Source organism: Kitasatospora sp. NPDC054768, assembly GCF_053612025.1.
Genome location: NZ_JBSHBN010000083.1, coordinates 1 through 13,689, shown reverse-complemented (window position 1 = coordinate 13,689; position 13,689 = coordinate 1). Strand labels below are relative to the sequence as shown.

Here is a 13,689-nt window from a genome sequence, read left to right as displayed (position 1 = left end):
GGACAGTGGAGAGCGGTGCGATGAAGCAGACAGTCGAGACAGGAGACGAGCGGTGATGAGCACTCCCCAGGAGCGGACGGTCGTCGAGGCCCCCAGCCTCCAGGAGCTCCAGCAGCGGGCCCTCGCCGCCGCCTCGCCCAAGGCGTACGGCGAGGGATCGGCCATCGTCTGCGACCGGCTGGTCCGGATCTTCAGTGCGGAGGGGGTCGAGGTCCAGGCGCTCCAGGGCCTGGAACTGACCATCCGCCAGGGCGACCTGGTCGCCCTGGTCGGCGCCTCGGGCAGTGGCAAGTCCACCCTGCTCACCATCCTCGCCGGGCTGGACGTGCCGACCGCCGGCACCGCCACCGTGGCCGGCTGCGACCTGCTGGAGATGTCGGTCAAGGAGCGGCTGCGCTACCGGCGCGAGGTGGTCGGCTTCATCTGGCAGCAGACCGCCCGCAACCTGCTGCCCTTCCTCACCGCCGCCGAGAACATCGCGCTGCCGATGCAGCTGCGCGGCCGCCGTTCCGGCGCCGGCGGGGCGAAGCAGCAGGCGGTCCGGGTGGCCGAACTGATGGAGGCACTGGAGATCGGCGAGCTCGCCCACCGCAAGCCCAACGAGCTCTCCGGCGGCCAGCAGCAGCGGGTGGCGATCGCGGTGGCGATGGCCAACAACCCGCCGGTGCTGCTCGCCGACGAGCCCACCGGCGAGCTGGACTCGGAGACGGCCGGGATCATCTTCGAGTCCTTCCGCACCGTCAACCGCGAACTGGGCGCCACCGTCGTGATCGTCACCCACGACCCGATGGTCGCGGGCGAGGTCCGCCGCACGGTCGCGATCCGGGACGGGCGGACCGCCAGCGAGGTGTTGCGCCGCACCGTGACGGACGAGCACGGCGAGGAGTCGGTGAACGAGCGCGAGTACGTGATGCTGGACCGCAGCGGCCGGGTGCAGCTGCCGGTCAAGTTCCTGGAGTCGCTCGGCATGGAGCACCGGGTGGCGGTCGACCTCGCGGCCGACCACATCGAGGTCCGGCCGGACGACATCGCCGGGCACTGACCCGGGAGCGCGTTGCCGACCGGGGGCGCGCACTGACCGGAGCGCGCCCACCTGGAGCGCGTTGCTGACCGGAGCGCGCCCGCCCGGAACAGATCTGCCCGGAGCGCGCCGGTCCCGGGAGGCGGTCGCCGCCTCCCGGGACGGTCAGCCGTCGCCGCCCATCCGCTGGAAGAGGCCGCTGCCCTCGGCCTCGGTACGGAGGTCGGGCGGTGCCTCCTGCGCGGCGCGATCGCCGCGTGAGGTGGCGGTGCAGAGGGCGAAGACGATCAGGGCACTGGCCGCCACGGCGAGGATGCCCAGCGCGGTCAGGACGCGTAGCCAGGTCAAGGTAGTGCCTCCTGGGGGACGGTGCGGCCCGCACTGACCTGCACGACGCCGCCGGGGATGTATCGGCAGGCCGGGCCGCACGGTCGAGTGCCCACGGACGGTTCTTCCCGCCGGATGGTGCACAAGAGGCCGCCCACATGGGCGCTCGAAGCACTTTCAGGGCGCGTCACACCCCGTCGCGCGCCCCCACGATGGCAGCCGCCCGTCCGGTCCCGCTGCTTATCTGGGCCCGCAGGGCGACGAGGTCCGGCTTCCCGAGCCCGTTCAGCGGGATCGCGGGCAGCAGCAGGAGTGTGTCGGGGGCGCATAGGCCGAGGCCGCGCGCCCGGCACCACCGGTGCAGCTGCTCGGCCGTCAGCCGCGACCCGGGGGCGAGGGCGACGGCGGCGTGCACCCGCTCCAGGCGGTCCGGGGCGGTGGTCGTGAACATCACCGCCTCCCGTACCTCCGGGTGGGTACGCAGCGGCTCCTCGATCTCGCGGGGGAACACATTGTGCCCCTCGATGATCGCCATCGGGCTCCGCCGGCCGGCCACCGTCAGGTAGCCGGCCGCGTCCAGGCTGCCCAGGTCGCCGGTGTGCAGCCAGCCGTCCCTGAACACCCGCTCGGTCAGCTCCGGGTCGCGCCAGTAGCCCACCATGGCGGTCGGCGTGCGGATGCAGATCTCCCCGGTCCGGTCCGGCGGCAGCTCGGCGCCGTCCTCGTCCAGGATGCGCAGCCCGGTGTCCGGGTACGGCCGGCCGGCGGTGGTCAGCAGCCGCGGTGCCAGGTGCTCGTCCGGGTCCAGCCGGGCGACCGGCCCGCACTCCGTCAGGCTGTAGGTCTGGTGCAGCACCCGGCCCAGTCGCCGGGTCGCCTCGGCGAGGCGCCGCGGCGAGGCCGCGCAGCCGGTGTAGCCGACCCGGCGCAGGCTGCCGGTGTCGGTGCTGGGCAGCAGCGGGTGGTCGAGCAGCCGGTACAACAGGTGCGGCGGCAGGTACATCCGGGACACCCGGTGCCGCTCGACCGCGGCCAGCACGGCCCCGGCGTCGAAGCCGTCCTGCATCACCACCGTGCCGCCCGCGGCCAGCGCCAGATCCGCCGTGGTGCCGCCGCCGTGGCAGAGCGGGGTGCACAGCAGGAAGACCGACCCGGACAGCAGCCGTGGGCGCGGCGGACGGGTGAAGCGGCGCAGCACCCCTTTCGGACGCCCGGTGGTGCCGCCGGTGAACCGCACCGCCATCACGTCCTCGGGCCGGTAACGGGGTTCGAGCGGGGCGGGGGAACGGGCCGCGGCGAGGTCCAGCAGGTCCGTGCCGAGCCCGAGCGGTGCCGGGCCCAGGGAGAGCAGAGCGGCCGAGGGCACGGCCCCGGCGATCCCTTCGGCCGCCGCCGCGCACCGGACCGGGTCGAAGACCAGCGCGGAGGTTCCGGCGAACTCCGCCAGCGCCACCTGCTCCGCGACCGGCCCGTCCGGGAACGGCATCGCGACCCGGCAGCCCAGCAGGTTCGCGGCCAGCCGCACCAGCAGCGCCTCCGGCCGGTTCCCGGCCAGCACCGTCACCCCGTCCCCGCGCCCGAGCCCGGCCCGCTCCAGTGCCCGGGCGGCGCGGTGGACCAGGTCCAGGCACTGCTGCGCGCTCCACGCCCCGTCCCCGGACCGGATCGCCACCCGGCCGGGATCACGCGCCAGCCCGTCCAGCACCAGCGCGGTGTACGTCGGAGCCGCCTCCGCCATGGCCCGCCCTCCTGTCTGACGGCGTGTCAGCCTAGTGGATGTCCGGCCCCACGGATGCACTGCGGTCGACCGGGGCCCCACGGGCACCGGCGCGCGGGCGGGGCGGGGCGTGGCCGGGGCGGGGTTGTTGTTAGGGTTCCCGGTCGGACGTGAACGGGGGCTCGGGCTGGTGGGCGGCAGGGTGGACGCGGTCGTGGCGCCGTACGGAGTGGTCGATCTGCGGGGCGAGGCCGGGGCGGGCTTCGTCACCGCCTACCCGGCCGACGCCGTCGTGGTGGTGTCCGGGCTGCCCGGGGCCGGGAAGAGCACGCTGCTGCGCCGCTGGTCCGGGGCGGCGGTCCTGGCGGTGGACCCTCGGACGGTGCACGAGGCCTGCGAGGCGGTGATGCCCGCCGCCCTGCCGTACGCGGTGTACCGGCCGTGGGCCCGGCTGGAGCACTTCCGGCTGCTGCGCTCCTCGGTGCGCGGCGGGGGTCCGCTGCTGGTGCACGACTGCGGCAGCCGGGCCTGGATGCGGCGCTGGCTCGCCCGGGAGGCGGGCCGGCAGGGCCGCGAACTGCACCTGGTGCTGCTGGACGTCGGCGCCGCCACCGCGCTGGACGGTCAGCGGGCCCGCGGTCGGCGTGCCTCCGCCAGGGTCTTCGCCCGCCACCGCCGCGGCCTGGAGGGGCTGTTGGCCGCCTTCACCCGGCACGTGCGCTCCGACGGCCCGATGCCGACGCCGGAGGCCTCGTCCGTGCTGCTGCTGGACGCCGTCTCCCGCGCCCGCGCCGAGACGGTGCGCTTCGGAGCGGGCTGACCGTCGGCCGCGGGTGGGCCCGGCCGGCCGGGTGCCGCAGGCAGGGCCGCCCGGCCACCGGCCGCGAGCGGGCCCGCGACGGGCGAGAATCGGCCTACCCGGGGACCATGATCGCCGGATCGGCCCGCGGCCGCCCCCGGCACTGCCAGACTGAGGCCGGCAGAGTCCGTCACGGAGAGAGGTCACACCCCGCATGTCCAGCAGCGCCGTCGTCGAGAATCCGTGGTTCCGCAGGTTCAACCCGTCCGACTCCGCGCCCGCCCGGATCGTGATCTTCCCGCACGCCGGCGGCTCGGCCAGCTACTACCTGGAGTACGCCAACGCGCTGGCGCCGCACGCCGATGTGCTCGCCGTCCAGTACCCCGGCCGGCAGAACCGCATCGGCGAGCCGACGATCGGCTCGGTGACCGGGCTCGCCGAGCAGCTCGCCCGGGAACTGCGGGAGTGGGCGGACCGGCCGCTGACCTTCTTCGGGCACAGCATGGGCGCGGCCGTCGCCTTCGAGACGGTCCGGTGCTTCGAGCGCGACGGCGTGAAGGGGCCCGACCGGCTGTTCGTCTCGGCCGGCCGCGCGCCCTCGCTGCCCCGCACGACCAGGATCCACCAGCTGCCGGACGACGAACTGCTCGCCGAGATCTCCGCGCTCGGCGGCACGGACGAGCGGGTCCTCGCCCTCTCCGCCCTGCGCGAGCTGATCCTGCCGAGCCTGCGGGCCGACTACACGGCCGTCGAGACCTACCGCAGCGCCCCGGACGCGACCGTGTCGCTGCCGATCACCGCCCTGGCGGGGGAGTCCGACGTGCACGCCACCGTCGACCAGGTCGGCCAGTGGGAGCGGCACACCACCGGCGCCTTCGACCTGCGGGTCTTCCGGGGCGGGCACTTCTACCTGGCCGACCGGACCGCGGACGTGGTGGAGGTGATCACCGCGCACCTGCGCGGCTGAGCCGGTCCGGGTGGGCACCCGGAGCGGCGGCCCACCCGCGGCGGCCCCGCGAAGGTCCTGCGGCGCCCTGCTACGGCCCGGCGGCGCCGCGAACGGGCGCCGCGAACCGGACACCGGGTCGGCCCTCGAACCGACGTGCCCGAACCGGTGACCGGAGCGCTCCCGCTCGACTACTGTGCCTGGTTGACGGCCCATCAGCAGATCATCGGGAGGCAGCCGTGCGCCGGATCGCCGTTGTCGGAGCGGGCCAGGCCGGCCTCCAGCTCGCGCTCGGGCTGGTGGCGGACGGGTACCGGGTGACGCTGGTCGCCGAGCGCACCCCGGAGCAGCTGCGCGCCGGCCGGGTGCTGTCCACCCAGGCGATGTTCGGCCCCGCGCTGCGGATCGAGGCGGCCGCCGGGCTGGACCTCTGGGCGGATCGGGCGCCGTCCGTCTCCTCGGTGGAGGCGGTGCTGGCGGCGCCCCCGGGCGTGCGCGCGCTGGAGTACACCATGACGCTGGACGAGCCCGCCCAGTCGGTGGACCAGCGGCTCAAGCTGGCCGGCTGGCTGGAGCTGCTGGCCGAGCGCGGCGGCGAGATCGAGTACCGCACGCTGGACCGCGCCGGACTGCACGAGCTGGCCCGACGGCACGAGCTGACCGTGGTCGCCGCCGGGCGCGGCGCCCTGTCCGGGATCTTCGAGCGCGACGCCGTCCGCTCGCCCTTCGACCGGCCGCAGCGGGCCCTGTCCTGCCTGTACGCGCACGGCGTCGGCTCGCCGGCCCCGGCCGCCGGCCCGAGGGCCCGGATGAACGCCCTGCCGGGCCTCGGCGAGCTGTACCTGCAACCGGCGCTCACCCTCTCCGGCCCCTGCGACATCCTGCTCTGGGAGGCGATCCCCGGCGGCCCGCTCGACGCGTTCGGCGACGCCCCGCCGCCGGACGTCCAACTGGCCCGTATCCGCGAGCTGTTGGGCGAGTACCTGCCCTGGGAGGCCGAGTTCTGGACGCAGGCCGAGCCGACCGACGCCGGGGCCGGGCTGTTCGGTGCCGTCACCCCGGTGGTCCGGCGTCCGGTGGCCGAACTCGGCTCGGGCGTGGAGGCCGTCCACGTGCTGGGCCTCGGCGACGCGGTGGTGGTGACCGACCCGATCACCGGCCAGGGCGCCAACAACGCCGCCCGGGCGGCGGAGGCCTGCCGCCGGGCGGTCGTCGAGCACGGCGACGCCCCGTACACGGCCGACTGGATGTGCCGCAGCGCGGAACGGTTCTGGCAGCAGCAGTCCCGCCACAGCGTGGAGTTCACGGCCGCGATGCTGACCGTCCCGGAGCACCTCCAGGCCGTGTTCGCGGCAGCCGCCGAGCACCCGGAGGTCGGCCGCCGGCTCGCCAACACCTACGCCGAGCCGAGCGACCACGCCGCCTGGCTGGCCACCCCCGAGCTCACCGCCGCCTACCTGGCCTCGGTCGGGTGGTGACCGAGGTCGGGTCGTAACCGAGGTCGGGGCGCCGCCGAGGTCGGGAAGCAGCCGGGCTCGGGCGCGGCGACCCGCACTTGCCGCCGGGCGGTCCGCGGGACGACGCTGGAGGGGAACGGCAACGAGCACGGGAGGCGTCGCCCGTGGACGGACACGAGCCCGCGGGCCGGTCCGCCGTCGGCCACCGGAGCGTGCCGCACACGGCCGACCTGCAGGTCGAGGCCTGGGCACCGACGGCCGAGGGCTGCATCGGCGAGCTGGTGCGCGCCGTCGTCGCCGGCTTCGCCGACCTCGGCGGCGCGCGGATCGTCGGCGAGCGGGACTGCACCGTCCTCGCGGTGAGCGACCCGGACCTGCTCGCGGGCGTCCTGGAGGAGGTCGTCTACCGGATGGACGCCGACGGCGAACTGCCGGTGGCGGTGGCGATCGGGCCGATCGAGGGCCTGGACGGCGCCCGCCGGGTGACGGTCCGCTTCCGGATGGCCGACGCCGCCACGGCCACCCTCGTCGGCGCCGTACCGAAGGCCGTCGCACTGCACGACCTGGACCTGAGCGCCGGACCGGACGGCTGGACCTGCCGGGTCACCGTGGACGTCTGAGCCCGGCCCCGAGCGAAGCGGACCGGACCTGCGGGAGCGGGGTGAGCGAGGTGGAGATCGCACTGGTCGAGGCGGGCCGGAACCGCTGGCGGATCGAGCCGCGGCCGCCGATGCGGGTGCCCGGCGTGGTGTTCGCGACCGCTGCGCTGCTGCCGCAGGCCGCCGGGGACAAGGCCCTGGAGCAGGTGGCGAACGTCGCGACGCTGCCCGGGATCGTCCGCGCCTCCTACGCGATGCCCGACGTGCACTGGGGCTACGGCTTCCCGATCGGCGGGGTCGCCGCCACCGACGTCGAACGGGGCGGGGTGGTCTCCCCCGGCGGGGTGGGCTTCGACATCTCCTGCGGGGTCCGGCTGCTGGCGGCCGGCATCGGCCGGGACGAACTCGACCGCGAACGGCTCGACCGCCTGATGGACCTGCTGGACCGCACCGTCCCGCGCGGCCTGGGCCGGGGCGGCCTGTGGCGGCTGTCCGGGGCGGAGGAACTGGACGAACTCCTGCTCGGCGGCGCCCGCTACGCCGTCGAGCACGGCCACGGCGTGCCCCGCGACCTGGAACGCTGCGAGGACCGCGGCGTGCTGGCCGGTGCGGCCCCCGGCGAGGTGAGCACCCGGGCGGTCGAGCGCGGGCTGCAGCAGGTCGGCAGCCTCGGCTCGGCCAACCACTTCCTGGAGGTGCAGGCCGTCGACCGGGTGCACGACCCGGGGACCGCCGCCGCCTTCGGACTGCGGCCCGGCCAGGTCTGCGTCATGATCCACTGCGGTTCGCGCGGCCTCGGCCACCAGATCTGCACCGACCACGTCCGCGCCATGGACCGAGAACTGCACCGCTACCGGATCGAGGTCCCCGACCGCCAGCTCGCCTGCACCCCGGTCGACTCCCCGCGCGGCCGCGCCTACCTGGGCGCCATGACCGCCGCCGCCAACTACGGCCGGGCCAACCGGCAACTGCTCTCGGAGTCGGCCCGCCGCGCCTTCGCCACCGTGCTCGGGGTCGGACTGGAACTGGTCTACGACGTCTCGCACAACCTCGCCAAGCTGGAGACCCACGAGGTGGACGGCGAGCTCCGGACGCTGTGCGTGCACCGCAAGGGCGCCACCCGGGCCCTGCCGCCCGGCGACCCCGACCTGCCCGCCGACCTGGTGGCGGCCGGGCAGCCCGTGCTGGTGCCCGGCACCATGGGCACCGCCTCGTACGTCATGGTCGGCCTGCCCGGCAACGAGGCCTTCCGCTCCGCCTGCCACGGCGCCGGGCGGGTGCTGAGCCGCCACCAGGCGCTGCGTACGGTCCGCGGCGAGCAGCTGAAGAGCGAGCTGGAGGCACGGGGCATCGCGGTGCGGCCGGCCTCCTGGCGGGCACTGGCCGAGGAGACGCCCGAGGCGTACAAGGACGTCGACGCGGTGGCCGCCGTCACGGAGGCCGCCGGGCTCGCCCGCCAGGTCGCCCGGCTGGTGCCGTTGGGCGTGTGCAAGGGGTGAGCCCGGGGGAGCGAGGGGTGAGTTCGCCGCACCGGTCCGGGCGCGTCCCTCGACTCGCCCGGCCGGGCGCGCTTTGATGTCGGACGCATCCGTCACCGTCACTGGAGCGCGCCCGTCCCGCGAGCGTGTCCGTCACAGGAGGTGGTCATGCCGGGGAACCCGGAGCCAGCCGTCGACCGCCGGAGCGCCGGCGACGGCCCGGTGATCGAACTGCGCTCGCTCACCAAGCACTACGGCGGCACGGTCGGCATCGACCGGCTGGACGTGTCGGTCGAGGCCGGCGAGGTGTTCGGCCTGCTCGGCCCCAACGGCGCCGGGAAGACCACCACGCTGCGCTGCCTGGTCGGCCTGCTCAGCCCCAGCGACGGGCAGGTGCGGGTGCTCGGCCTGGACCCGGTGGCCGACCACGGCCGGCTCGCCCCCTCGATCGGCTACCTGCCCGGCGAACTGCGGCTCTACCCCGAGCTCACCGGACAGCAGACCCTCGACCTGCTCGCCGCCCTCCAGGGCGCGCCGGTACCGCGCCAGCAGGAGCTGTGCGATCGCCTCAAGCTCTCCCGCGCCGACCTGGCCCGGCCGGTGGGGCAGTACTCGCGCGGCATGAAGCAGAAGCTCGGGCTCGTCCAGTCGCTCCAGCACCGGCCGCCGGTGGTGGTGCTGGACGAACCGAGTGAGGGACTCGACCCGCTGGTCCAGGAGACCTTCTACGAACTGCTCGCCGAGGAGACCGCCGCCGGGCGGACCGTCCTGCTCTCCAGCCACGTGCTGCCCGAGGTGCAGCGGACCTGCGGCCGGGTCGCCATCGTCCGCCACGGCCGGCTGGTCACCGTCCGCTCGGTGGCCGAACTGCGCCAGGCCCGGGCCCGCCGGGTCCGGCTGCTCCTCGACGACGGGCGCGGCGCCAGGCCGCTCGGCACCGCGGAGCGCTGGTCCCCGCGCTGGGACGGCCCCCGGGTCGAGCTGCTGGTGCCACCGGACGAGGTGGTCGCCGCGGTGCGCGACCTGCTCGCCGAACAGCCGGTGGCCGACCTGACGGTGGAGGAGGCGGGCCTGGACGAGGCCTTCCTCGACCTCTACCGGTCCGTCGGGGCCGAGGAGCACGCGAACGGCGGCAGCCTCCCGGAACCGGAGGAGCGGCCGTGAACCCGGGCACCGTCAACCGCCGCCTCCCGCTGGTCTGGCTCGCCCTGCACCGGCGCCGCCGGATGCTGCTCTCCCTGCTGTTCGGCATGGTCGTCTTCGAGACCCTGATCGTGGTGATCGCCGGGACCGTCCCGACCGGCGACCTGTTCGGCGAACGCCGCACCCCGCCCGGCGCGTTCAAGGCCTTCAGCGGCTCCAACGGCGACGTCTCCATCGCCAGCTACCCCGGTCTGCTCGGCGCCGGACTCACCCACCCGTTCTGGATCGCCCTCCAGCTGACCGTGATCGGCTCGCTCGGCGCCGCCGCCGTCGCGGCCGACGTCGAGTCCGGGACCATCGAGCTGCTGATGACCCGCCCGGTCTCCCGTCGCCGGCTGCTCGCCGAACGGGCCGGCGCCCTGATCGCCGCCACCGTGCTGCTCAACGCCGCCGCCACGCTGACCCTCGCGCTCGGGGTGGCGGCCTCCGCCCCCCTGCGTGCCGCCGTCCCGCTGAGCGCGGTGTTCACCGCCGGACTGCTCGGCTGCGCCCTCGCGTTCTGCCTGACCGGGCCGGTGCTGGCGGTCTCCGCGATCAGTCGGCGGCGGGCCCACGTGATCGGCGCGGCCGTCGCGTTCGGCGCGGTCGGCTTCGCGCTCAACTTCGTCGCGCTGGCCTGGTCCCCGGCCAGGTCGCTGCGCTACCTCAGCCCGTTCCACTACTACGCGCCGGGCGACGTGCTCGGCCACGGCGGAGTGCCGTGGGCGGCCTTCGGCGTCCTGCTCGGGGTGGGGCTGATCGGGCTGGCGGCGGCCTTCCGGCTGCTGGAACGCCGGGACCTGGCGGCCTGAGGCGGGCCGCCCGGTCGTCCGTCATCCGCGGGTCGGCGAGCGGACCGCTGTGCAGGTCGGTGGCGTGGAGGGTGGTGCACCGCGGCCGTGAACGGCCGCCGCGGTCGAGCCGTCGCGGCTGCCGCCGCTCGACATCACGGGACTACGGGACAGCGCGTGACTCACGAGTCCTCGGCCGCCCCGGACCGGGCGGCCGGCGCGGCGGCGAAGGGCCCGTCCAGGGCGGCCCACTGCAGGAGCAGGATGGTCTTGCCGTCGGTGATGCGTCCGTCGCGGACCATGGCGAGGGCGTCGGCGAAGGGCAGTTCGAGCACCTCGATGTCCTCACCGTCCTCCTCGAGTCCGCCACCGGTTCCGGTGCGGTCGGCCGGGGTGTAGGGGGCGGCGTAGAAGTGCAGGCGCTCGGTGACGGAGCCGGGGCTCATGTAGGCGTCGAGGACGTGGGTGAGCGGGCCGAGCGTGACGCCGAGTTCCTCGGCGCTCTCGCGCCGGACGGCGGCGAGCGGGTCGTCGCCGTCGAGCAGCCCGGCGGCGGCCTCGACGAGCATGCCGTCCGGGTGGTCGTTGACGTACGCCGGGTAGCGGAACTGGCGGGTGAGCAGCACCAGGCCGCGCTCGGCGTCGTACGGCAGGACGACCGCGCCGTTTCCGCGGTCGTAGGTCTCGCGCTGCTGGGTGACCCAGCGTCCGTCGTGGCGCCGGTAGTCGAAGGTGGTGCGGCGCAGGACGTGCCAGCCCTGCGAGGTGAGTTCCACGTCTCGCACCACGACGTCGGGGTTGCGGGTCAGGTCGCGTCCGGCGCGGTCGAGGCCGGTGCGGCCGCGGTGGTCCGGGATGGCGGTCCCGGGGCGGGGGGTCACGCCGCCCCCCTGCGGGACGAGCATGGGCTTCTCGGTCATGGCGCGCTACGATACACGCAGAAACGTGCAAGAACAGGAGAAAGTACGGATGCTGGCTGCCGAGAGACGTGACCACCTGCTGGGCCTGCTCGCCCGCGAGGGCAAGATCGTGGCCAAGGACGTCGCCGCGGACCTCGGCATCTCCGAGGACAGCGTGCGCCGCGACCTGCGCGACCTGGCCGCCGAGGGACTCTGCCAGCGCGTCTACGGCGGGGCCCTGCCCGTCTCCCCGGCCGTCGCGGACTACGCGGCCCGGCAATCGGTCACGCCGGACGGCAAACGGCTGGTCGCCGCGGTCGCCGCCGCGCTCGTCCGGCCGGGCGGCGCCCTGATCCTGGACGGCGGCACCACCGCGCTCGCCGTCGCCCACGCCCTCCCGCCGGACCTGGCCTGCACCGTGATCACCCACAGCCCGACGGTCGCCGCCGCGCTGCTCGACCATGCCCGGGCCGAGGTCTTCCTGCTCGGCGGCCGCCTCTTCAAGCACTCGGCGGTCACCTGCGGCGCCGCCGCCGTCGAGGCCGCCCAGAACGTCTCGGCCGACCTGTGCCTGCTCGGCGTCACCGGCGTGCACCCCGAAGCCGGACTGACCACCGGCGACGCGGACGAGGCCGCGATGAAACGCGCCCTGGCCGCACGGGCCGCGGACACCTACGTCCTCGCCTCGTCCGAGAAGATCGGCACCGCCTCCCGGTTCCGCGTCCTGCCCTGGGAGGACATCAGCGGACTGATCACCGACGCCGATCCCGGCCACCCGGTCCTCGGTCAACTCGCGACGCGCGGCGTGGAGATCCTTGCGGCCGGCTGACAGCTACGGCGCGAACACCGGATCGCATGCTCGGCCCAGGGCCGGAGGAGTCCGCAGGGGCGTGCACGTTCGTGCACGTTCGTTCGCGTTCGTCAACGCAGCGCGAGGACCTGGCCGGGCAGGAGCAGGTCGGGGTCGTCACCGATGACCTCGCGGTTCAGTTCGTGGAGGGCCGGCCAGTCGTCCGGGACGCCGAGGGTCTGAGCGATACCGCTGAGGGTGTCGCCGGGTCGCACGGTCCAGGTGTCCGAATCGTCGCCGGTCACGTCGTCCGAGGCGGCGTCGTCGGCGCGGAGCAGGGGCGCGGGGGAGTGGGGCCGTGCCTGCGTCGGGCGGTGGTCGCGGGCGGCGTGCTCGACGGTGTGGTCGCCGCCGTGGGCGGCACGCCTTCCGCAGGCCGGCCACGGGGCCAGGCCGCGGCGTGCGGCGAGGTTCTCGGCCACGGCGATCTGCTGCTCGCGGGTGGCCTGGTCGGCGCGGGGCGCGTAGCCGAGGCCTCCGTTGGAGCGCCAGGTCCCCGCGTCGAACTGCAGTCCGCCGTAGTAGCCGTTCCCGGTGGCGGCGTTCCAGCGCCCTCCGCTCTCGCACCGGGCGAGGGCGTCCCAGTCCACGCCCGTCCGGACTCCCGTGGCCGCGCCCGCGGCGGACGACGCCGTGGCGCTGCCGACAACTCCGGCGAGAGCGAGCAGGGGAAGCAGGAGGGCGAGGACCAGGCGACGGACCACGGACAGCGGTGACATGAAAGCTCCGCACCTTCGGGAACAGGGACCGGGCATCGGAATGCCCTCTCCACCCATGCACAAGGCGGGGCGCCGACAGTTGCCGACAGGACGGGATCTCGTCCGGGCGGCGGTTCGACACCACCCGAACGCCACCCCGGCCGCGGCGCGGAGCCGTGCCGCGGGTCGCGGTCCTCGCGCTCCCGGTGCCGCCCGGTCCGATACTCCGACCGCGCACTTCCACCGGGTGGGCAGTCACATCGCCCGTACCGGCCGGGAGGTGGCCGAACGTCAGAGTTCGGGGAGCCGACCGGCCACCCGGGCCGCCGTCAACGGTTCCGGTGCGAGGCGGCGGTCGCGGGCCGGTTCTTCCGGTTGGTGTGTGCGGGGGTGGTGGAAACGGCGCGAGGGCCTGTGCTCGCGCGGGATGCGCGGGCGCAGGCCCTCGTGGGTCACTCCGGTGGTCCCTGTCCGGCCCCCGGGGTGAGGGGGAAGCCGGTGTGTCGGCTTAGTACCAGTGGTGGGACTGCCAGAAGTTCCAGGCGGCGTTCGGGCTGCCGTAGCGGGTGTTCATGTAGTCCAGCGCCCACTTGATCTGGGTGGAGGGGTTGGTCTTCCAGTCCGCGCCGGCCGAGGCCATCTTGGAGGCCGGCAGTGCCTGGCCCAGTCCGTAGGAGCCGGAGCTCGGGTTGGTCGCGGTCACGTTCCAGCCCGACTCGTGGGAGATGATCTGGCTGAACGAGGCCAGCTGGTCCGCCGGGACGATCTGGGCGGCGATGGCCTGCGGGGAGGCCTCGGCGGCGGAGGCGACGGCGGGGACCACGGCGGCGCCCAGGGCGGTCACACCGGCGGCGCCGGCGAGAATCGCGGCAGAGGTACGCATACGGAGCTTGAAAGCGGGCATGTAGAGCAAGACCTCGTTCGG

General features: G+C 75.0%; 14 protein-coding genes. 9 read left to right on the top strand and 5 right to left on the bottom strand.

The annotated features are described in order from the left end of the window. Positions 1 to 55: 55 nt before the first annotated feature. On the top strand, positions 56 to 1,042 hold the full coding sequence (locus ACWGKU_RS23575; RefSeq protein WP_359903773.1) for an ABC transporter ATP-binding protein: 987 nt from the start codon (positions 56 to 58) through the stop codon (positions 1,040 to 1,042). 144 nt (positions 1,043 to 1,186) lie between these two features. Here the strand turns inward: ACWGKU_RS23575 and ACWGKU_RS23570 are convergent, their stop codons facing one another. Continuing rightward, entirely contained in the window at positions 1,187 to 1,369 is a 183-nt protein-coding gene (locus ACWGKU_RS23570) for a hypothetical protein (protein ID WP_387694339.1), read from the bottom strand. Positions 1,370 to 1,535: 166 nt separating this feature from the next. Beyond that, positions 1,536 to 3,086 (bottom strand): AMP-binding protein, encoded by a 1,551-nt coding sequence (locus ACWGKU_RS23565; protein ID WP_452177877.1) that lies wholly within the window; start codon positions 3,084 to 3,086, stop codon positions 1,536 to 1,538. 193 nt (positions 3,087 to 3,279) lie between these two features. Between ACWGKU_RS23565 and ACWGKU_RS23560 the strand changes: the two genes are divergently transcribed. From ACWGKU_RS23560 to ACWGKU_RS23530, 7 genes are all read left to right on the top strand, one after another. Next, on the top strand, positions 3,280 to 3,885 hold the full coding sequence (locus ACWGKU_RS23560) for an AAA family ATPase (protein WP_401043182.1): 606 nt from the start codon (positions 3,280 to 3,282) through the stop codon (positions 3,883 to 3,885). Positions 3,886 to 4,078: 193 nt separating this feature from the next. Continuing rightward, a complete protein-coding gene (locus tag ACWGKU_RS23555) occupies positions 4,079 to 4,831 on the top strand; it encodes a thioesterase II family protein (RefSeq protein ID WP_401043180.1) in 753 nt (250 codons plus the stop codon). Positions 4,832 to 5,049: 218 nt separating this feature from the next. Next, positions 5,050 to 6,288: a styrene monooxygenase/indole monooxygenase family protein gene (locus ACWGKU_RS23550; protein ID WP_401043178.1), complete on the top strand. Its 1,239-nt coding sequence runs from the start codon at positions 5,050 to 5,052 to the stop codon at positions 6,286 to 6,288. 143 nt (positions 6,289 to 6,431) lie between these two features. Then, positions 6,432 to 6,887 carry an archease gene (locus ACWGKU_RS23545; RefSeq protein WP_387694333.1) on the top strand — a complete coding sequence of 152 codons (456 nt, stop codon included), beginning with the start codon at positions 6,432 to 6,434 and terminating at the stop codon, positions 6,885 to 6,887. 50 nt (positions 6,888 to 6,937) lie between these two features. Continuing rightward, positions 6,938 to 8,365, top strand: coding sequence for an RtcB family protein (locus ACWGKU_RS23540; protein ID WP_452191553.1), 1,428 nt, complete (start codon positions 6,938 to 6,940; stop codon positions 8,363 to 8,365). 147 nt (positions 8,366 to 8,512) lie between these two features. Next, entirely contained in the window at positions 8,513 to 9,508 is a 996-nt protein-coding gene (locus ACWGKU_RS23535; RefSeq protein ID WP_401043174.1) for an ABC transporter ATP-binding protein, read from the top strand. Further along, the gene (locus ACWGKU_RS23530) at positions 9,505 to 10,338 is read left to right on the top strand and encodes an ABC transporter permease subunit (protein ID WP_452177878.1); all 834 of its coding nucleotides are present in this window, start codon (positions 9,505 to 9,507) and stop codon (positions 10,336 to 10,338) included. The genes ACWGKU_RS23535 and ACWGKU_RS23530 overlap by 4 nt, the downstream gene beginning before the upstream one ends. Positions 10,339 to 10,499: 161 nt before the next feature. On the opposite strand, the gene ACWGKU_RS23525 is transcribed toward ACWGKU_RS23530, so the two are convergent. Continuing rightward, the gene (locus ACWGKU_RS23525; RefSeq protein WP_452177884.1) at positions 10,500 to 11,198 is read right to left on the bottom strand and encodes an NUDIX domain-containing protein; all 699 of its coding nucleotides are present in this window, start codon (positions 11,196 to 11,198) and stop codon (positions 10,500 to 10,502) included. An 88-nt stretch (positions 11,199 to 11,286) separates the two neighbouring features. Here ACWGKU_RS23525 and ACWGKU_RS23520 point away from each other — a divergent pair, with 88 nt between their 5' ends. Further along, positions 11,287 to 12,045: a DeoR/GlpR family DNA-binding transcription regulator gene (locus tag ACWGKU_RS23520; protein WP_452177879.1), complete on the top strand. Its 759-nt coding sequence runs from the start codon at positions 11,287 to 11,289 to the stop codon at positions 12,043 to 12,045. A 92-nt stretch (positions 12,046 to 12,137) separates the two neighbouring features. On the opposite strand, the gene ACWGKU_RS23515 is transcribed toward ACWGKU_RS23520, so the two are convergent. Beyond that, positions 12,138 to 12,785, bottom strand: coding sequence for a transglycosylase family protein (locus ACWGKU_RS23515; RefSeq protein ID WP_401043168.1), 648 nt, complete (start codon positions 12,783 to 12,785; stop codon positions 12,138 to 12,140). Between the two features lie 487 nt (positions 12,786 to 13,272). Then, on the bottom strand, positions 13,273 to 13,668 hold the full coding sequence (locus ACWGKU_RS23510) for an aggregation-promoting factor C-terminal-like domain-containing protein (RefSeq protein ID WP_452191554.1): 396 nt from the start codon (positions 13,666 to 13,668) through the stop codon (positions 13,273 to 13,275). Positions 13,669 to 13,689: the final 21 nt, after the last annotated feature.